A 19,195-nucleotide genomic window follows, 5' to 3' on the forward strand; every position below is an offset into this window, starting at 1 on the left:
GGGCATGCCCCAACCGGTGAGCCCCGACAATTTCGCCCGCGCCGAATCGGATCTGTACTTCTCCGGCATCGTGAACGACGGCGGCGTCGGTGGCTTTCTCCATCATCGCGAACTGAGCTCGATCGATCACCAGGTCGTCATCCGGCAGAACCGCGACACCCTCTACTCGGCGGCGGTGTTCGACCTCGACGCCGGACCGGTCACCGTCACCCTGCCCGACAGCGCGAGCCGGTTCATGTCGCTCCAGGTCATCAACGAGGACCACTACACGACCCAGGTCGCCTACGCCCCGGCGACGGTCGACCTGACACGCGACGCCGTCGGCACCCGGTATGTGGCGGTGGCCGTCCGCACGCTGGTCGATCCCAACGATGCCGCCGACCTGGCCGCCGTGCACGCGCTGCAGGACGCCGTCACCGTCACGCAGGACGCCCCGGGCAGCTTCGAGGTACCCGACTGGGACCCCGTCAGCCAGAAGACCGTGCGCGACGCCCTCGTCACGCTGGCCACCACGCTGCCGGACACCAAGGGCATGTTCGGCACCGCGGCCGACACCGACCCGGTGCGGCACCTGATCGGCTCGGCCAACGCCTGGGGCGGCAATCCCGAGCGCGACGCGTTCTACCTGACCGTGGTGCCGTCCCAGAACGACGGCACCACGGTGCACCGGCTCACCGTCGAAGACGTTCCGGTGGACGGTTTCTGGTCGGTGACGGTCTACAACCAGGACGGCTACTTCACCGCCAACGAGCAGAATGCCTACTCGCTGAACAACATCACCGCGGTCAAGGCCGCCGACGGTTCGACAACCATCCAGTTCGGTGGCGCGGGTGCCGACAATCTGCTGCCGATCACGCCGGGCTGGAACTACACCGTGCGGCTGTACCGCCCGCGGGCCGAGATTCTCGACGGCGCCTGGACGTTCCCGGCGGCCGAGCCGGTCTAGGGCACCAGCACCACCGAGCCGACGGTCAGGCGGGCCTGCAGGTCGGCGTGTGCACGGGCGGCGTCGGCCAGCGGGTAGCGCTGGCTGACCGTAACGTTGATGGTGCCGTCGGCGACGGCCTGCAGCAGTTCGCCTGCCCGCCACGAGAATTCGTCGGCCGTGCGGGTGTAGTGGGCCAGCGTCGGCCGGGTGACGAACAACGAGCCCGCGCTGTTGAGCCGCTGCAGGTCGAACGGCGGCACGGGACCGCTCGACGCGCCGAACAAGGCCAGGGTGCCGCGCACCGCGAGGCTGGCCAGGCTGGCCTCGAACGTGGACGCGCCCACCCCGTCGTACACGGCGGCGACGCCGTTGCCGCCCGTCAGTTCGCGGATCTTGGCGCCGAACTCGGCGGGGTCGTCGGGATAGTCGAGCACCTCGATGGCGCCGGCCCGCCGGGACAACTCGGCCTTGTCCTGGTTGGAGACAGTGGTGATGACCCGGACGGCCATGCTGGTGGCCCACTGCGTCAGGATGAGCCCGACGCCGCCCGCGCCGGCGTGCAGCAGCACGGTGTCGCCCTGCTGGACCGGATAGGTCGACTTGATCAGGTAATGCGCCGTCATGCCCTTGAGCAGTGCCGCGGCCGCCACCTCGGGGTCGACGCCCTCCGGGACGTAGGCCACGTAATCGGCTGGTGCGACGCAGTATTCGGAGTAGGTGGCGTCGGCCGCGGCGGTGACCACGCGGTCGCCGACGGCCAGCGCCGCCACATCGTCACCAACCGCGGTGATGGTGCCGCAGACCTCGGTGCCGGGGATGTACGGCACTTCGCGCTGATAGAGGCCGGAGCGGAAATACGTGTCGATGAAGTTGACGCCGATGGCCTCGGCCTTGATCAGGACCTCGCCCGGGCCCGGCGTGGGCTCGGGGCGTTCGACGAAGGACAGGACTTCTGGACCGCCGAGTTCGGCGACTTCGATGGCGTGCATGCCACCTATCATTCCAACGTGAAACTCGCGCGGCCCGATATCCGTCATCCACGCATCGTTTTGGCAGGTTGCCGGGCTCTCGTCGAAGGCGACGGAGACGACGACGGGTTGGTCAAGGCGTTGCGGGACCGCGGTTTGCATGCGCAGTGGCTGGCGTGGGACGACCCCGCCACACTGCAGGCCGATCTCGTGATCCTGCGGGCCACGTGGGACTACACCGAGCGGCACGACGAATTCCTGGCCTGGACCACGAAGGTGCGCAATCTGCTGAACGCGCCCGGGGTGGTGGCGTGGAACAGCGACAAGCGTTACCTGGCGGACTTGGCGGCGGCCGGCGTGCCGACGGTGCCCAGCGGTTTCTTCGCGCCGGGGGAGTCGGTGACGGTGCCCAGCGGTGAGGTCGTGGTCAAACCCGCAGTGGGTGCGGGTTCGGTTGGGGCGCAACGATTCACCGATGCCGCCGCGGCCGCCGCGCATGCTGCCGCGCTCCAGGCCGATGGCCGCACGGCGCTGATCCAGCCGTATGACGAGCGTATCGAGGCAGGGGAGACCGCCCTGGTGTTCCTGGCCGGCAAGCAGTCGCACGCGTTCAGCAAGGGGCCGATGTTGCCGCCGCCCGGTGGCAGTGTGGAGATGCACGAATCCGGCACGTACACCGAGGAACAGCTACAGCCTGCCGACCCGGATTTCGAATTGTGGGACGTCGGCTACGCGACGCTGGCCGCTGCGGCCACGCATCTCGGGATCGAGCCGGAGGAGTTCCTGTACGCGCGGGTGGACGTCATCGGCGATCACCGGGACCCGCGGTTGCTCGAGCTGGAACTCGTCGAACCGGGCCTGGGCTGGCGGCAACTGGCCGAGCCCGAACGCGCTGTGGCCCAACGGCAATTCGCCGTCGGCGTCGAGTCGGCCCTGGAGCGGCTCGGGCTAGGCCCGCTGTCGGGCCGGGGATAACCAGGCTGCCTGGGGCATGGTTGGCGGGCGAAGTGCTGAGCCGAGATCCCTGACGTCAATCTGCGGCGACGTGTCGCTACTTTGACTCAAGTCAGGGATCGATTTCGGCGTCGCTGCGTCCCTGGTTGAAATCTGTGGCGGGATGCCGCAGACCCGACTGAAGCCAGGGATTTCGTTACGGGGACGTCCGCTGTCGCATCGACGCCCATAGCGCTGCGGTGGCCGCGGTGCAGGCGCCGGCGCCCGCGACGTGGATGGCGACCAGAACGGCGGGGACGCCGGTGTAGAACTGGACCGCGCCGACGGCGCCCTGCGCGAGCACCAGCCCGGCCAGCACCGCCAGCCGCAGCAGTACGGGCTTGGGGGCGCGCACCGCGAGCAGTGCGAAGCCCAGGCCGATGACGAAGCTGAGGTAAGCCACCAGCAGCGACGAGTGCAGGTGCGCCAGATCAGTGATCTCGACCTGCAGGCGCTTGACCGGTTGGAGGGCGCTCTTGTCGCCGGCATGTGGTCCGGCGCCGGTCACCAAGGTCCCGGTGACGAGCACCGCGGACAGGGTGACGGCGGTCAGTGCGGTGAACCAGCGCAGCGGCTGCGGCACGACGAGTTCCTCGGTGCCCGAGTCGGGTTCGCCGATCTTGACGTAGAGCAGCACGGCCAGCCAGACCATCACCATCGACACCAGCAGGTGGACGGCGACGGTCCACCACAGCAGTCCGGTGCGGACCGTGATGCCGCCGATGACCGCCTGCACCACAGTCGACGCCGGCATCAGCCAGGCATAGACCTGCACCTCGCGGCGGCGGCCGGCACGGATGACGGCGAGCACCGCCAGGGCGGCCGTCAGCACGACGCCGAACGTGAACATGCGGTTGGTGAATTCGACGGCCTGATGCACGACGGGCACTTCGGCGTGCGGCACCGGCACGAAGCTGCCCGGGAAGCACTGCGGCCACGTCGGGCAGCCCAGACCGGATGCGGTGACGCGGACGATGGCTCCGGTGACGGCGATGCCGCCCTGGGTCAGGATGACGAGGAACGCGATGAGCCGCTGGACCCGAAGCGAGGGGATGGGCAGCTTGTCGAGCACGGTCTGATCGTAGGCCAGCGCTAACTACGTGGCGTAGTAGGGGCCGTCAGCTGAACCGGAACCAGCGCATCGCGGCCAGCCCGGCGAGCACTCCCCACACGGCCAGCACCGCGATGCCGAACCAGTCCACCGACAGCGTCATCGCCTGGGTGAGGGACTCGGTCAGCGCACCCGACGGCGTCAGCCGGGCCACCCAGCGCAGCGCCTCGGGGACGACGCGATGCTCGATGGTCAAGGCGCCGAGGCCGGCCAGAATGAACCACAGCAGATTCGCGAGGGCCAGCACGATCTCGGCCTTCAGCGTCCCGCCGAGCAGCAGACCCAGCGCCGCGAACGAGGCCGTACCGAGCGCGATGACGAGGGCGCCGAGCAGCAGGCTCAGCGGGCTCGGCCGCCAGCCCAGCGCAATGCCGATGCCGCCCAACAGGATTGACTGCAGGAACACCGTCGTGATGACGGCCAGCGACTTACCGGCGATGATGCCCCACACCGGCAGCGCGGTCGCGCCGAGGCGCTTGAGCGCGCCGTAGCGCCGATCGAACGCGACGGCGATGGCCTGTCCGGTGAACGCCGTCGAGATGACCGCCAGCGCCATGATCGGCGGGGTGAACGTCCCCGGCCGGTGGTCCCCCAGGGAGCCCAGCGGCAGCAGCGTGAGCCCGACCAGCAGCGTGATCGGGATGAACATGGTCAGCAGCAGCTGCTCGCCGTTACGCAGCAGCAGTTTGAGCTCCAGGCCGTACTGTGCCGCCAGCATGGCGGGGATACCCGCGGGCCGCGGGTCCGGGGTGAACGTCCCCGGTGCGAACCGATTGGTCTCGGTACTCACGACCGCAGCTCCCGTCCGGTCAGGTCGAGGAACACGTCCTCGAGGCTGCGCTGCTCGACGCGCATGTCGGTGGCCAGCACGTTCAGGCGGGCGGCCCACGCGGTGACGGTCGCCAGCACCTGCGGGTCGATGTGGCCCTCCACCAGGTACTCGCCGGCGCCGGCTTCGGTGGCGCGGTAGCCCTCCGGCAGCGCCGAGATCAGCAGCGAAAGGTCCAGTTTGGGCGGGGCCGAGAAGCGCAACTGGTTCTCGGCGCCGCCGCGCGTCAGGTCGGCGGGGGTGCCCGCGGCGACGGCCGCGCCGTGGTCGATGATGACGATCCGGTCGGCCAGTTCCTCGGCCTCGGTGAGCTGATGCGTGGTCAGTACGACGGTGACACCGTCGCGGCGCAGGCCTTCGATCAACTCCCACACCACGATTCGGGCGTGGGCGTCCATGCCGGCGGTCGGCTCGTCGAGGAACACCAGCTCGGGCCGTCCGACGATGGCGCACGCCAGTGCCAGGCGCTGCTGCTGCCCGCCGGACAGCCGGCGGTAGGTGGTGCGCGCGGCTTCGGTCAGACCGAGGGTGTCCAGCAGCCATTGCGGGTCGAGCGGATTCGCCGAATACGCCGCGACCAGGTTCAGCATCTCGCCGGCCTTGGCGGCGGGGTAGCCGCCGCCACCCTGCAGCATCACACCGATGCGGGCGCGCAGCTTGGCGTTGTCGGCCGTCGGGTCCAGGCCCAGGATCGAGATGCTGCCGGAGTCAGGCTTGTTGAAGCCTTCGCACATCTCGACAGTGGTGGTCTTACCGGCCCCGTTGGGTCCGAGCAGGGCCAGCACCTCGGCGCGCTGCACCTCCAGATCCAGGTTGTTCACGGCCTGGATATCGCCGTAGCGCTTGCTGACGCCGCGCAGCAATACGGGCGTCTCACCGGAACTCACGGGGATTCAGCGTAAGCGTCGGACCTGGCAGCGCCGCTACCAGGGGCGTCACCGTTGTCCGATTCCGGCAATCCGCGCCAGGGCAGGCGGCCCCGCGTCAGGGCGATCAGCAGCAGCACGATGACGGTGCTGGCCAGCGTGGCGTCGAGGATCTGGAAGAGCGCGAACCGGTCGCCGTTGGCCGTCGGGCCGAAGACGCCGACGACGAACGTCACCACGATGGTGGTGCCACGGAAGCCCGGCCGGGTGGCCCAGCAGGCCAGCGGGATGATCGCCCAGAGCAGGTACCAGGGCTGTACGACGGGGAACAGCAGCACCGTCGCGCCCATGGCGACGCCGAGGCCGCCGAGCGGGTGGAGCCGTCCCCGCAGCACCGACAGCAGCAGCCAGCTGACCAGCACGCCGATGACGAAGACGCCGATCCCACGGGTCAGTCCGAGGACCGCGGTGGTGTGGTCGCCCAGGCCCAGCAGGATGCCGACCTGTCCCGTGCCGAGCGCGACGAGTGTCGGCGGCGACATCCAGGACCGCACCACGTTCGCGGTGCCGAGGGTGAACAGCCAGCCGAAGCCCAGGCCGCTGGCCCAGCCGATGAGCGCCATGACCGCCAGCGCGACGGTGCCCAGCGGCACACAGGCCTGGAAGAAGGCCTTGACCGTCCCGCCCAGCCGGCGCGCGAGGGCCATCGCCACGAAACCCAGCGCGAGCAGGGAGGGCAGCTTGATCTGCGATGACATGGCGATGAGCACCGTGCCGGTCAGCAGCATCGCCAGCGGCCACCACGCGGACCAGTCCTCCCGGTGCCGTGGCCAGTGCAGTGGTCGGGGGATGAGGGGACGGCCGGAATCGATGCCGCGCATGGCGAATTCGGTGCCGGCGAGCATCAGGCCGAGCATCGGGGCCTCGTTGTGGATGCCCGCGATGAGGTGCATGAAGAGCAGGGGATTACACGGTCCCAGCCACAGCGCGCTGACCTCGGCGACACCGCAGCGACGGGCCAGACGTGGCGTTGCCCACACCGTGGCCGCGACACCGAGCAGCACGACCAGCCGGTGGGAGAGCACGCCGGCGACGATGTTGTCGCCGGTGAGCTCGGAGATGCCGCGCCCGATCCACAGGAACAGCGGTCCGTAGGGCGCCGGTGTCTCGCGCCAGAGGCTCGGCACCGTCAGGGTGAACACGTGGCCGAGCCCGAGACCGGTCGCCGGGCCGACACGGTAGGGGTCCAGCCCGATGCTCGCTATCTGGCTCTGCGCCAGATAGGAGTAGACGTCCTTGCTGTACATCGGCGGCGCGATCAGCAGCGGCAGCGCCCACAGCAGCAGTGTCTGGTCCAGCTGGCTACGCGACATCCGGCGTTTGCCCAGCGTGTAGCGGCCCAGCATCAGCCACGCCAGCGCCATCATGACGGCGCCGGTGGTGGTCATGGTCAGTGAGACGGTCTGGATGCGCGACGGCAGGTTGAGCAGGCGCACGCCGAACGTCGGGTCCTGCACGACGGGCCGGGCGCCGGCGCCGAGCGCGCCGATGGCCATGAGTACGGTTCCGGTGGCGCCGAATCGCCGGGTCCGGCGCAGGGATGCGACCTCGGACGCGTTCAGGGGCGAGCCGACGGACGGTTCGTCGGCGTGCCAATGCGCGACGGCCGTGCTCAGGTGCTGAAGGCGGTCGGGCATCAGAGCAGATTAGCCGTAGGCCTGTTCGGCCCCCGCCAACTCGGTGATAAGGGTTACCTTCCTAGATTCGGGTTCTGAATTCCGTCACAATGGTGTTGTGAAATTACCGTCCGGAGCTCCCGAAGCTGTCGGCACCGCGACCGCGGTGGCGTCGGCGACGGCTGTTTCCGATGGTCACACCCGTTCGGCCATCGTGCAGTTGCTGCTGGAAGGCGCGGTCACCGCGACCCAGATCGGCGAGCAGCTCGGCATCTCCGCCGCTGGTGTGCGGCGTCATCTCGACGCTCTCATCGAGGCCGGCGACGCCGAGTCCAGTGCCGCGGCCGCATGGCAGCACAACGGGCGTGGTCGTCCCGCCAAGCGCTACCGGCTGACCGCCGCCGGGCGCGCCAAGCTCGGCCACACCTACGACGACCTCGCCGCGGCCGCCATGCGCCAGCTGCGCGAAATCGGCGGTGACGACGCCATCCGCACCTTCGCGCGTCGTCGTATCGACTCGATCCTGTCCGGCGTGACGGCCACCGACGACGTCACCGACACCGCGGACCAGGTGGCCGCGGCGCTGACCAAGGCCGGTTACGCCACCACAACAACCCCGGTGACGGGGCCGATCGGCGGGGTGCAGATCTGCCAGCACCACTGCCCGGTCTCGCACGTCGCCGAGGAGTTCCCCGAACTGTGCGACGCCGAGCGTGAAGCGTTCGCCGAGGTCCTCGGCACGCACGTCCAGCGCCTGGCCACCATCGTCAACGGCGACTGTGCATGTACGACGCACGTTCCCGTCATCCCCGAGAACGCAGTCCACTCGATCCACCCCGCGACCCAAGAAGAAGGAGTGTCGCAATGACGACCACCCCGGAACAGCTGACCCAGGAGGAGACCATTGCCTCCCTGGGCACGTACGGCTACGGCTGGGCAGACAGTGATGCCGCAGGCGCCGCCGCGACCCGTGGGTTGAACGAGGCTGTCGTCCGCGACATCTCGTCGAAGAAGAACGAGCCGGAGTGGATGCTCGACTTCCGGCTCAAGGCGCTGCACATCTTCGACAAGAAGCCGATGCCGCGCTGGGGCAGTGACCTCGAGGGCATCGACTTCGACAACATCAAGTACTTCGTGCGGTCCACCGAGAAGCAGGCCGCGTCCTGGGAGGACCTGCCCGAGGACATCAAGAACACCTACGACCGCCTGGGCATCCCGGAGGCCGAGAAGCAGCGCCTGGTCGCCGGTGTCGCCGCACAGTACGAGTCGGAGGTCGTGTACCACCAGATCCGCGAGGACCTCGAGGCGCAGGGCGTCATCTTCCTGGACACCGACTCGGGCCTGCGCGAGCACCCGGACCTGTTCAAGCAGTACTTCGGCACCGTGATCCCGGCCGGTGACAACAAGTTCTCCGCGCTGAACTCGGCCGTGTGGTCGGGTGGCTCGTTCATCTACGTGCCGCCGGGCGTGCACGTCGACATCCCGCTGCAGGCCTACTTCCGCATCAACACCGAGAACATGGGCCAGTTCGAGCGGACGCTGATCATCGCCGACGAAGGCTCCTACGTGCACTACGTGGAGGGTTGTACCGCGCCGATCTACAAGTCGGACTCGCTGCACTCGGCCGTCGTCGAGATCGTGGTGAAACCCGGTGCGCGCGTTCGGTACACGACCATCCAGAACTGGTCGAACAACGTCTACAACCTGGTCACCAAGCGGGCCCGCGCCGAGGCCGGCGCGACCATGGAGTGGATCGACGGCAACATCGGTTCCAAGGTCACCATGAAGTACCCGGCGGTCTGGATGACCGGCGAGCACGCCAAGGGCGAGGTGCTCTCGGTGGCGTTCGCGGGCGAAGGCCAGCACCAGGACACCGGCGCCAAGATGGTGCACCTGGCGCCGAACACGTCGAGCAACATCGTGTCCAAGTCGGTGGCCCGCGGTGGCGGCCGCTCGTCGTACCGTGGCCTGATCCAGGTCAACAAGGGCGCGCACGGCTCCAAGTCGAGCGTGAAATGCGATGCGCTGCTTGTCGACAACGTGAGCCGCTCGGACACCTACCCGTACGTCGACATCCGTGAGGACGACGTCACGATGGGTCACGAGGCCACGGTCTCGAAGGTCAGCGAGGACCAGATGTTCTATCTGATGAGCCGCGGCCTGACCGAGGACGAGGCCATGGCGATGGTGGTGCGCGGCTTCGTCGAGCCCATCGCCAAGGAACTGCCAATGGAATACGCGCTCGAGCTCAACCGGCTGATCGAGCTGCAGATGGAAGGTGCTGTCGGCTAGTGAGTTCGAATCTGACTGAGGCGACGGAAGGCATCGTCGCCAACAAGGGTGAGCTGTTCACGTCCTACGACGTCAACGCTTTCGAGGTCCCGGGCGGCCGTGACGAGCTGTGGCGGTTCACGCCGCTCAAGCGTCTGCACGGCCTGCACGACGGCTCCGCTGTCGCCACCGGCGCTGCGCGCGTCGAGGTTTCGGAGCGCGACGGTGTCACCGTCGAGACCGTCGGCCGCGACGACGAGCGACTGGGCCAGGGCGGTGTGCCCGCGGACCGCGTTGCCGCGCAGGCGTATTCGTCGTTCGCCGAGGCGACCATCGTGTCGGTCGGTCGCGACGTCCAGGTCGCCGAGCCCATCGAGATCGCCATCGCCGGCCCCGGTGAGGGCAAGACCGCGTACGGCCACCTGCAGCTGCGGGTCGCCGAGCTCGGCGAGGCCGTCGTGGTCATCGACCAGAGCGGCAGCGGAACCTACGCCGACAACATCGAATTCGTCGTCGGTGACGCGGCGCGGCTGACCGTCGTGTCGATCGCCGACTGGGCCGACGACGCGGTGAACGTCAGCACCCACCACGCCACGCTGGGTAAGGACGCCGTGCTGCGGCACGTCGCCGTCACGCTCGGCGGTGACGTCGTGCGACTGACCTCGCGGACCCGCTACCTGGGCCCCGGCGGTGACGCCGAGATGCTCGGCCTGTACTTCGCCGACGAGGGCCAGCACTTCGAGTCGCGCCTGCTGGTTGACCACGCGGTGCCGAACTGCCGCTCGAACGTGCTGTACAAGGGTGCGCTGCAAGGGGATCCGGACTCGAAGAAGGCCGATGCCCACACCGTATGGATCGGCGACGTGCTGATCCGGGCCGCGGCCACCGGCACCGACACCTTCGAGGTGAACCGCAATCTGGTGCTCACCGACGGTGCCCGCGCCGACTCGGTGCCCAACCTCGAGATCGAGACCGGCGAGATCGTCGGCGCCGGACACGCCAGTGCCACCGGACGTTTCGACGACGAGCAGCTGTTCTACCTGCAGGCCCGCGGCATTCCCGAGGACCAGGCCCGCCGCCTGGTGGTCCGGGGCTTCTTCGGCGAGATCATCCAGAAGATCGCCGTGCCGGAAGTCCGCGAACGCCTCACCGCCGCCATCGAACACGAACTTGAACTGACTGAAGGACGCAACAACTCATGACCACACTGGAAATCAAGGACCTGCACGTCTCGGTCACCGCACCGGACGGCGCCGATGTGCCGATCCTCAAGGGCGTCAACCTGACCGTGAAGTCGGGCGAGACCCACGCGGTCATGGGCCCCAACGGTTCTGGCAAGTCGACGCTGTCGTACGCCATCGCCGGCCACCCCAAGTACACCGTCACCTCGGGCTCCATCACCCTCGATGGCGAGGACGTGCTGGAGATGAGCGTCGACGAGCGTGCGCGCGCCGGCCTCTTCCTGGCCATGCAGTACCCCGTCGAGGTGCCCGGCGTCTCGATGTCGAACTTCCTGCGCACCGCGGCGACCGCGGTCCGTGGCGAGGCCCCCAAGCTGCGCCACTGGGTCAAAGAGGTCAAGACCGCCATGTCGGAGCTGGACATCGATCCGGCCTTCGGCGAGCGCAGCGTCAACGAGGGCTTCTCCGGTGGTGAGAAGAAGCGCCACGAAATCCTGCAGCTGGGCCTGCTGAAGCCGAAGATCGCCATCCTCGACGAGACCGACTCGGGCCTGGACGTCGACGCACTGCGCGTCGTGTCCGAGGGCGTCAACCGGTACGCCGAGGCCGAGCACGGCGGCGTCCTGCTGATCACGCACTACACCCGCATCCTGCGCTACATCCGTCCGCAGTTCGTGCACGTCTTCTTCGACGGCCGCATCATCACCTCCGGTGGTCCGGAGCTGGCCGACGAGCTCGAAGAGAACGGCTACGAGCGCTACACGCAGGCCGCGGCCGCCGGAGCCTGATTCCCATGACAGCGTCAGTCGACCTCGACCTGACCAGGATCAGGGCCGACTTCCCGATCCTGAGTCGGGTGATGCGCGGCGGAAACACGTTGGCGTACCTGGATTCCGGGGCCACGTCGCAGAAGCCGCTGCAGGTGCTCGATGCCGAGCGGGAGTTCCTGACCACCTCCAACGGCGCGGTGCACCGCGGTGCGCACCAGCTGATGGAGGAGTCGACCGACGCCTACGAACAGGGCCGTGCCGACATCGCGGCGTTCGTCGGTGCCGACGACGACGAGCTCGTCTTCACCAAGAACGCCACCGAGGCCCTGAACCTGGTGTCGTATGCGGTGGGGGACAACCGGTTCGACCGCGCCGTCGGGCCGGGGGACGTCATCGTCACCACGGAGCTGGAGCACCACGCCAACCTGATCCCGTGGCAGGAGCTGGCCCGCCGGACCGGCGCGGAACTGCGCTGGTATTCGGTGACCGACGACGGCCGCATCGACCTGGACTCGCTGCAGCTCGATGACCGGGTGAAAGTGGTTGCCTTCACCCATCATTCGAACGTCACGGGTGCCATCGCGCCGGTGGCGGAGATCGTGCGTCGGGCCAAGGCTGTCGGTGCGCTGACGGTGCTGGACGCGTGCCAGTCGGTGCCGCACCAGCCCGTCGACTTCCACGCGCTCGACGTCGACTTCGCGGCCTTCTCTGGCCACAAGATGTTGGGGCCCACCGGGATCGGTGTGTTGTACGGGCGCCGTGCGCTGCTCAACGCGCTGCCGCCGTTCCTCACCGGCGGATCCATGATCGAGACCGTCACGATGGAGTCGGCGACCTATGCGGCCGCGCCGCAGCGCTTCGAGGCCGGCACGCCGATGACGTCGCAGGTGGTCGGATTGGCCGCTGCCGCACGGTATCTCGATGCCATCGGGATGGCCGCTGTCGAGGCGCACGAAGCCGAGCTGGTGGCCGCCACGTTGGATGGGCTGACCCAGATTCCGCAGGTGCGGATCATCGGGCCGACCACCACCGAGCATCGCGGGTCTCCGGTGAGCTTCGTGCTCGATGGTGTGCATGCCCACGACGTCGGCCAGATTCTGGATGACGAGGGCATCGCGGTCCGGGTCGGGCATCACTGCGCGGCGCCACTTCACCGGCGGTTCGGTATCGCCGCGACGGCCCGGGCGTCGTTCGCCGTCTACAACACGCTCGACGAGGTGGACCGGCTGGTCGCGGGCGTCAAACGCGCTGTGGAGTTCTTTGCATGAGAATGGAACAGATGTACCAGGAAGTGATCCTGGACCACTACAAGCACCCGCATCACCGCGGGCTGCGTGAGCCGTTCGGCGCGCAGGTGCACCACGTCAACCCGACGTGTGGTGACGAGGTGACGCTGCGGGTGACACTGTCCGACGACGGCGAGACCATCGCCGACATCTCGTACGACGGCCAGGGCTGCTCGATCAGCCAGGCGTCGACGTCGGTGCTCACCGATCAGGTGATCGGCCAGACCGTGGACGAAGCGCTCAAGACCGTCGGCGCGTTCACCGAGATGATTTCCTCCCGCGGCAACGTCGAGGGGGACGAAGATGTGTTGGGTGACGGCATCGCGTTCGCCGGTGTCGCCAAGTACCCGGCACGCGTGAAATGCGCGCTGCTGGGGTGGACCGCGTTCAAAGCCGCGCTCGCCGAGGCGAGCGCCAAAGACACCGCGCTGGCATCCGCCGGCGCAATTGCGGAGGACAAGCGATGACTGAAGGCACACCCGAAGCCACCACCGCGGCCAACGTGGTCGACGACCCCGAACTGCTCGACGCCGTCGAGGAGGCCATGCGCGACGTCGTCGACCCTGAACTCGGCATCAACGTCGTCGACCTCGGGCTCGTCTACGGCATGACCCTCGAAGAGGGGGACGAAGGCACCGTCGTGAAGCTGGACATGACGCTGACGTCGGCCGCCTGTCCGTTGACCGACGTGATCGAGGACCAGTCCCGGACCGCCCTGGTCGGTGCCGGCCTGGTCAGCGACCTCAAGCTGAACTGGGTGTGGAACCCGCCGTGGGGCCCGGACAAGATCACCGACGACGGTCGCGAACAGCTCCGGGCGCTGGGCTTCACCGTCTGATTCCGCGGCGCGCACTCACTGCCGCAGTTCGATGACGTTGGCGGACAACGTGCCGCCGAACGCCTCCAGCGTGCCGGTGTTGCAGCCACCCTTGATGCCGGTGGCGCTGACACTCAGCTCGTGGCCACCGGCCGTCTTGGTGTAGGCCGGCGGAGCGGTGACGGTGCTGCCGGGCCGCGCGATGGCCGGCGCAGCGATCTGGCGGCCGTCCAGATAGAAGCGCACGACGATGTCCGAACAACCGTTGGCGTCGTTGTTGAACGATGCCAGCACCTTCTCGGCGATGTGGGCGTCGAAATGGATCGACGGCCGGGCATTGCAGTCCTGACCGTTCGGCGGCGAACAGTAACCCCTCACGTACTCCTCGACCACGTCGGCGGCAGCAGGGGGCGCCCACGCGACGCCCGCCGTGCCGAAGGCGCCGATCAACGTGAATGCCATGCTGCCGCAACGCCGGACGAATACACCGTCGAACATGTCGGCCCCTTCCAGTCGGCTGATGACATCGACGCTAGGGCCGCGAGACTGCCGGGCAAATAAGGGGATTCCCTACATATCCACGCTTGGGAAGTCGCCGGTCCTGTGGATAACTCCCGATTCCGGCGCCTGCACGCGGCGCTCTTGTCGGAGCCCTTCTCTAGCTTCCAGCGCAACAGGACCACACCGGTCCGTTGCGACAGGAGGCAACACGATGAACGCTGACATCGAACGACTGCAGGCCGCGTGCGAACGCGATCTCGGCGATCCGGCCGGCTGGCCGACGCCCGTCGGTTATCCGAATTCATTGGCGCTCTGCATCATTGACGCGATCTATGCACCCGGCGCCCGGCACCTCACCGTCGACACCATCGTCGAGCGGTACCGCAGTTACCGGGCCGGGCAAGGCGGTGACGCCGACACCGACGGCGCAGCCGAACTGCTCGCCAATGTCGAGGCGCTGGGCGGTCCGGAACAGTGGGCCGCCCAGATCGGTAACCGGCGGCCGACGTCCACGAGGAAAGACGCACCGCTGCGATCGGTGGCGCTGACACAAGTGGCGCAGGCCTTCGTCGCACTGGGGATCTGCACCACCGAGGACCTACGGGTCATCACCGCGGACCCGGAGCGGGCGAAGGCGGCCAAGCGGGCGTGGTGCGCGGTGCCCGGGCAACGGTCGGGCTTCACCTGGCGCTTCCTGCTGATGCTGGCGGAACTGCCGGGCACCGATCCGACGGTCGCGGGATACGTCGCACGCGAGGTTGCTGATGGCGGCCCGGCCGACACGGCAGGGCTCCTCGCCGCAGTCTCGGACGCGGCCGGCTGGCACGCCGATGCGCTGCACCAGGCGATCTGGCGGTTCGAAGCCCGCCGCGCACAGGAGCTGCCGTCGTCGGCCTGACGGCCGACGAATGACCGCCAGCCGGGCGCCGCCGGAATCGGTTGAGCCGGCACGGTGTTGCATAGGCTCATGACCGTCGATGCATCTGGACTCTTCGCCCCACTGGCCCTGCGGAACCTGACCGTGCCCAACCGGTTCGCGATGGCACCCATGACCAGGCAGGCGTCGCCCGGAGGCGTCCCGGGGCCCGACGTGGCGGAGTACTACGCGCGTCGGGCCGCCGGCGGCGTGGGCCTGATCATCACCGAAGGCGTGCGATTGGGTGACCCGTCGGCAGCCGGCTCGCCGGACATCCCGACGCTCGTGGGCGCCGAGGCGCTCGACGGCTGGCGCAACGTCACGAGCGCGGTGCACCGGCACGGCGCGACCATCGCCGCCCAGCTGTGGCACCAGGGCGCCGAGCGTGGCGACCGCGACGGGGTGGCACCGGTCAGTCCGTCGGGCGTCAACGGCCATGGCGAGCAGATCGGCCGGGCACTGGATGCTGACGAGCTCCCTGCCGTCGCGCAGTGGTTCGCCGAAGCGGCCCGCAACGCCAAGGAGGTCGGCTTCGACGCCGTCGAGCTGCATGGTGCCCACGGCTACCTGCTCGACCAATTCCTGTGGGCCAGAACGAATCTGCGCACCGACGAGTACGGCGGTTCGGTCCAGAACCGCACGCGGTTCCCCGCCGAGGTGGTCGCGGCGGTGCGGGCCGCAGTCGGCCCGGACTACCCGATCATCTACCGCTTCTCGCAGTGGAAGGGCACCGACTACAACGCGACGCTCGTCGATGACCCGATTCAGTTGCAGGAACTGCTGGCGCCGTTGGTCGATGCCGGTGTCGATGCGCTGCATCCGTCGACGCGCCGCCACTATGTGCCGGCCTTCCCCGACGCCGACCCCGCGCTGACGCTGGCCGGCTGGACCAAGAAGGTCACCGGGACGCCCGTCATCACGGTCGGTTCGGTCGGCCTGCAGACCGCATTCCGGTCCGAGAAGCCGGGCCAGGTCATCGAGCCGGGGCCGGTGGATCAGCTGGTGGAGCAGTTCGACGCGGGTGAGTTCGACATGGTCGCGATCGGCCGGGCCCTGCTGGCCGACCCCGGTTGGGTCAACCGCCTGCGCAGCGGCACCCTGGACGGGTTCAATGGCTACGACGCGGCCACTGCGCTGGCGCGATTGAGCTGAGCCGAGCTAGTGCGGAAGGTCGTACCAGTCAGCCGTGGATCGCGTCTAACAAAGCCGTCTTGAGCGACGTCCACACGGCCTGGGGGTTTGTGCCACGGAGCACCTCGATCGTGAGAACTGGCACGCCTCGGTCTCGCCCGGCATAGGACCCCAGCGAACCTGGGGTCGGGGCGAACGCTGATGACTCCTCGACTGGTAGACCGGTTGTTGCCGAGAACTTCTCGGCAATTTCGCGGGCAGGACCATCAAAATTGATGAACTGCCTGCCCCGCCAGGAATGCGCAACCAAGATGAGGTCGGGGTGGACTCGATCGATCGTCTCCACTAACGCGCGTGACTCGGGCTGGTTCAACGGCTCGCCCCCGGACTCCGCGATGGTGGCATCGAAGTTGGCCGCCGGGAAATTCCTGTTTACGTCGATGCCGTTGGAATTGCCGCGCGTCGCTGCCGCGCGACCGTCTGGGTTGATGTCCTCGATCACGGTGAGTGAGGCCACTTCATTCAGTCCTGCCTCAGTGAACGCAGCCGGTAGCTCAGCGGCAGTAAGCGAGCCTTCGGGTTCATCGCCGTGGATTCCCCCGACAAACAGCACCCGGTGTGGTCCATGGCCGACCGTCAGCGCTCGGATCGGCCGGCCTTGCACAGTGGTGGCTATCGGTTGCCACGTAGGTGGTCCATCAGCGCCCACATTGGCGATGGCCGACGGTGGTGTTACCGGTGCGGCCGTGGAGCGGACGATCGAGAGCTGTGCCGCGGCGGGCTGACGTGCCGGGGTGGAACAACCAACCGTCCCAAACACCATGGTGCACAGAATGATTCGCGCCAACCGATAGCGGGTTCGATCGGTTGCGGCGGTCAGCAGTATGGGACCCACGCTGGCTCGATATCGAGGTAGACGGAGTTCACATAGGCTCCGTTTGTCAGACGCACCCAGGTCTTGCTGGAGCCGTGACCCGCGCTTGATCGCGCGTCCCCCGTCGTCTGACACGCAATCGTGACCGTCATGCCGTCTCTCAAATCATCGGGGTACAAGCGAGTGGCATTGGTGTGCGGCGCAATCCGCTGTTGTACGCCGCAGGATCCGCCTTCATCGCATGTGCCGATAACTACGCCGGTAGGTAAGGGCGATGCGGCGACAGTTGGTGCGACGATCACTGGCGACGGCCGGGTCACAGTAACCGTTGAAGGTGGCACAGCGGCACTGCTAATGGTGAGGCTCGGCGATGACTGTGGCAACGGCACCGAGACCGTCACGATTGTCTGTTGGGCGGCTGCCGTTGTCGAATTATTCCGTTTGGACACCAGCATGAACCCTCCGATGAGGGCGAGGGCGCCGAGTGCGACCGCGGCGAATACAGCCCACGCCGCTCGACGCGTGCGGATGGATTCGGGAGGTGATGCGGCTGCTGGCGGTGGCACAAAAGGCAGAGCAGCCTCGCGAGCCATCGTGACACCTGGGAAGACGGCAGCGATGGTCGGTGCTGCGGCCGCGAGGCCGCGCCGCGCCGCAAACGCCTTCGCAAAATCTGTGCATGTTGCGAAGCGGTCGTTGGGGTCTTTGGCCAGTGCGGCAGTAAACACCGGATCAAACGCCGCGAGGTCTGGGCGGACGGCCGACAACGGAGGCGGCGACGAACGCAGGTGGTGGCTAATTACCACTGCGGCGTTGGAATTTGGGAACAGCACCGTGCCGGTTAGGAGGTGGTATGCGGTCGCTGCCAGTGCATACTGATCTGCGCGGCCGTCGAGCGTCTCGCCCAGAAGTTGTTCGGGTGCAACGTAATCGACGGTGCCAACTGTCATATTGGTGGCAGTCAGTCCGCCTCGGTCGTCCATAGTCCTAGCAATCCCGAAGTCGCTCAGCAGGATGCGCCGACCGCCATTGTCATCGGGTTTGGTTAGAAGGATGTTGGCCGGTTTGATATCTCGGTGCAGCAGTCCCTTGCCGTGGGCGTAGTCCAGAGCCGATCCCATTGCGGTGACGACTTCCGTGACGAGGTCGATCGGCATTCCGCTCGCGTACTGTCGCTTCAGAAGCGTGCTGGCGTCCTCACCGTCGACGTAGTCCATCGACAACCACAGTTGACCGTGAAACTCGCCGCGATCGTGCACCCCGACGATGTGCTGATGCCACAACGTAGCGGCGAGGTCGGCTTCACGTAAGAAGCGTTCGCGAAATTCGGGGTCGGATGAGGCCTCGCCAGCCAGCAGTTTCAATGCGTCCCGCCGCGGCAGTCGGGGGTGCTGGGCCAGATAGACCTCGCCCATTCCGCCTGCCCCGATGCGGCGGATGATGGTGAAGTCCGCAAACCGCTCATGGACCCCTAGCGACATGCGGGGATGGTACCCGGCCCTTTGGTAGTAAATGGCCAGGATTTGACATGTTCGACCGATCGGAGGACGGCTGCAGTGCCCGGTTGGGTCAACCGCCTGCGCAGCGGCACCCTGGACGGGTTCAATGGCTACGACGCGGCCACTGCGCTGGCGCGATTGAGCTGACCAGACCAGGATTGAGCCGACCAGATACCGGGAACAAGCAGGTACACCGCAATGTTGGGAGAAGCGTGAGCACCAAGGACATCACCGCCGCCGAATTCAACGGCATCATCAGCGACAACGACATCGTGCTGGTGGACTTCTGGGCGTCATGGTGCGGGCCGTGCCGGGCGTTCGCCCCGACGTTCACCGCATCGTCGGACAAGCACCCCGACGTCTTCCACGCCAAGGTCGACACCGAGGCCGAGCAGGCGCTGGCCTCCGCCGCCGAGATCCAGGCCATCCCGACCCTGATGGCGTTCAAGAAGGGCCAGCTCGTGTTCCGGCACTCGGGCATGCTGGCGGCCAACCAGCTCGACGAGGTCATCAGCCAGATCAAGGAATTCGACATCGACGCCGCGATGGCGGAAAAGGGTGACGCCACCGACGCCTAG

20 protein-coding genes are annotated in these 19,195 nt (G+C 67.6%); 12 read left to right on the forward strand and 8 right to left on the reverse strand.

Annotated elements, in window-relative coordinates:
- The first annotated feature begins 16 nt into the window (after nt 1–16).
- The gene (locus VXD91_RS13870; RefSeq protein WP_346415700.1) at nt 17–946 is read left to right on the forward strand and encodes a DUF1214 domain-containing protein; all 930 of its coding nucleotides are present in this window, start codon (nt 17–19) and stop codon (nt 944–946) included.
- Here the strand turns inward: VXD91_RS13870 and VXD91_RS13875 are convergent.
- Nucleotides 943–1,917, reverse strand: a complete 975-nt coding sequence (locus VXD91_RS13875) for a quinone oxidoreductase (RefSeq protein ID WP_318984568.1) — start codon at nt 1,915–1,917, stop codon at nt 943–945. The genes VXD91_RS13870 and VXD91_RS13875 overlap by 4 nt on opposite strands.
- Nucleotides 1,918–1,935: 18 nt before the next feature.
- Here VXD91_RS13875 and VXD91_RS13880 point away from each other — a divergent pair, with 18 nt between their 5' ends.
- On the forward strand, nt 1,936–2,871 hold the full coding sequence (locus VXD91_RS13880; RefSeq protein WP_318984569.1) for a hypothetical protein: 936 nt from the start codon (nt 1,936–1,938) through the stop codon (nt 2,869–2,871).
- A gap of 175 nt (nt 2,872–3,046) precedes the next feature.
- Here VXD91_RS13880 and VXD91_RS13885 read toward each other — a convergent pair whose 3' ends face one another.
- The 4 genes from VXD91_RS13885 to mptB are packed head-to-tail and all read right to left on the reverse strand — an operon-like array spanning nt 3,047 to nt 7,392.
- The gene (locus VXD91_RS13885) at nt 3,047–3,961 is read right to left on the reverse strand and encodes a heme A synthase (RefSeq protein ID WP_346415679.1); all 915 of its coding nucleotides are present in this window, start codon (nt 3,959–3,961) and stop codon (nt 3,047–3,049) included.
- A 46-nt stretch (nt 3,962–4,007) separates the two neighbouring features.
- Entirely contained in the window at nt 4,008–4,790 is a 783-nt protein-coding gene (locus VXD91_RS13890) for an ABC transporter permease (protein ID WP_318984574.1), read from the reverse strand.
- Nucleotides 4,787–5,716, reverse strand: a complete 930-nt coding sequence (locus tag VXD91_RS13895; RefSeq protein WP_318984575.1) for an ABC transporter ATP-binding protein — start codon at nt 5,714–5,716, stop codon at nt 4,787–4,789. The genes VXD91_RS13890 and VXD91_RS13895 overlap by 4 nt, the downstream gene beginning before the upstream one ends.
- A complete protein-coding gene (mptB, locus tag VXD91_RS13900; RefSeq protein ID WP_318984576.1) occupies nt 5,713–7,392 on the reverse strand; it encodes a polyprenol phosphomannose-dependent alpha 1,6 mannosyltransferase MptB in 1,680 nt (559 codons plus the stop codon). The genes VXD91_RS13895 and mptB overlap by 4 nt, the downstream gene beginning before the upstream one ends.
- A 97-nt stretch (nt 7,393–7,489) precedes the next feature.
- Here mptB and VXD91_RS13905 point away from each other — a divergent pair, with 97 nt between their 5' ends.
- From VXD91_RS13905 to VXD91_RS13935, 7 genes are read left to right on the forward strand one after another with little or no spacing between them, the layout of a single operon-like run.
- Nucleotides 7,490–8,239 carry a metalloregulator ArsR/SmtB family transcription factor gene (locus VXD91_RS13905; protein WP_318984577.1) on the forward strand — a complete coding sequence of 250 codons (750 nt, stop codon included), beginning with the start codon at nt 7,490–7,492 and terminating at the stop codon, nt 8,237–8,239.
- Nucleotides 8,236–9,663, forward strand: coding sequence for a Fe-S cluster assembly protein SufB (sufB, locus tag VXD91_RS13910; protein ID WP_318984578.1), 1,428 nt, complete (start codon nt 8,236–8,238; stop codon nt 9,661–9,663). Before VXD91_RS13905 ends, sufB begins: the two co-directional genes overlap by 4 nt.
- Nucleotides 9,663–10,844 (forward strand): Fe-S cluster assembly protein SufD, encoded by a 1,182-nt coding sequence (gene sufD / locus VXD91_RS13915; RefSeq protein WP_346415680.1) that lies wholly within the window; start codon nt 9,663–9,665, stop codon nt 10,842–10,844. Before sufB ends, sufD begins: the two co-directional genes overlap by 1 nt.
- A complete protein-coding gene (sufC, locus tag VXD91_RS13920) occupies nt 10,841–11,611 on the forward strand; it encodes a Fe-S cluster assembly ATPase SufC (RefSeq protein WP_020100570.1) in 771 nt (256 codons plus the stop codon). Before sufD ends, sufC begins: the two co-directional genes overlap by 4 nt.
- A 5-nt stretch (nt 11,612–11,616) precedes the next feature.
- Nucleotides 11,617–12,861 (forward strand): cysteine desulfurase, encoded by a 1,245-nt coding sequence (locus tag VXD91_RS13925; RefSeq protein WP_346415682.1) that lies wholly within the window; start codon nt 11,617–11,619, stop codon nt 12,859–12,861.
- Nucleotides 12,858–13,346, forward strand: coding sequence for a Fe-S cluster assembly sulfur transfer protein SufU (gene sufU, locus VXD91_RS13930; protein ID WP_318984581.1), 489 nt, complete (start codon nt 12,858–12,860; stop codon nt 13,344–13,346). Before VXD91_RS13925 ends, sufU begins: the two co-directional genes overlap by 4 nt.
- Nucleotides 13,343–13,717 carry a metal-sulfur cluster assembly factor gene (locus tag VXD91_RS13935; RefSeq protein ID WP_061000889.1) on the forward strand — a complete coding sequence of 125 codons (375 nt, stop codon included), beginning with the start codon at nt 13,343–13,345 and terminating at the stop codon, nt 13,715–13,717. Before sufU ends, VXD91_RS13935 begins: the two co-directional genes overlap by 4 nt.
- 15 nt (nt 13,718–13,732) lie before the next feature.
- Here VXD91_RS13935 and VXD91_RS13940 read toward each other — a convergent pair whose 3' ends face one another.
- Nucleotides 13,733–14,194: a hypothetical protein gene (locus VXD91_RS13940; RefSeq protein WP_346415683.1), complete on the reverse strand. Its 462-nt coding sequence runs from the start codon at nt 14,192–14,194 to the stop codon at nt 13,733–13,735.
- Nucleotides 14,195–14,408: 214 nt separating this feature from the next.
- On the opposite strand from VXD91_RS13940, the gene VXD91_RS13945 reads away from it, so the two are divergent.
- Nucleotides 14,409–15,095: a heme peroxidase gene (locus VXD91_RS13945; RefSeq protein WP_346415685.1), complete on the forward strand. Its 687-nt coding sequence runs from the start codon at nt 14,409–14,411 to the stop codon at nt 15,093–15,095.
- 69 nt (nt 15,096–15,164) lie between these two features.
- Nucleotides 15,165–16,265 (forward strand): NADH:flavin oxidoreductase, encoded by a 1,101-nt coding sequence (locus tag VXD91_RS13950; RefSeq protein ID WP_318984584.1) that lies wholly within the window; start codon nt 15,165–15,167, stop codon nt 16,263–16,265.
- Nucleotides 16,266–16,293: 28 nt separating this feature from the next.
- Here the strand turns inward: VXD91_RS13950 and VXD91_RS13955 are convergent, their stop codons facing one another.
- Both VXD91_RS13955 and VXD91_RS13960 read right to left on the reverse strand, forming a co-directional pair.
- Nucleotides 16,294–17,139: a M14 family zinc carboxypeptidase gene (locus tag VXD91_RS13955; RefSeq protein WP_318984585.1), complete on the reverse strand. Its 846-nt coding sequence runs from the start codon at nt 17,137–17,139 to the stop codon at nt 16,294–16,296.
- Nucleotides 17,121–18,599, reverse strand: a complete 1,479-nt coding sequence (locus VXD91_RS13960; protein ID WP_318984586.1) for a serine/threonine-protein kinase — start codon at nt 18,597–18,599, stop codon at nt 17,121–17,123. The genes VXD91_RS13955 and VXD91_RS13960 overlap by 19 nt, the downstream gene beginning before the upstream one ends.
- A 230-nt stretch (nt 18,600–18,829) precedes the next feature.
- Between VXD91_RS13960 and trxA the strand changes: the two genes are divergently transcribed.
- Nucleotides 18,830–19,195, forward strand: a complete 366-nt coding sequence (gene trxA / locus VXD91_RS13965) for a thioredoxin (RefSeq protein WP_318984587.1) — start codon at nt 18,830–18,832, stop codon at nt 19,193–19,195.

The organism is Mycobacterium sp. SM3041 (assembly GCF_039668335.1).
Classification (GTDB): domain Bacteria; phylum Actinomycetota; class Actinomycetes; order Mycobacteriales; family Mycobacteriaceae; genus Mycobacterium.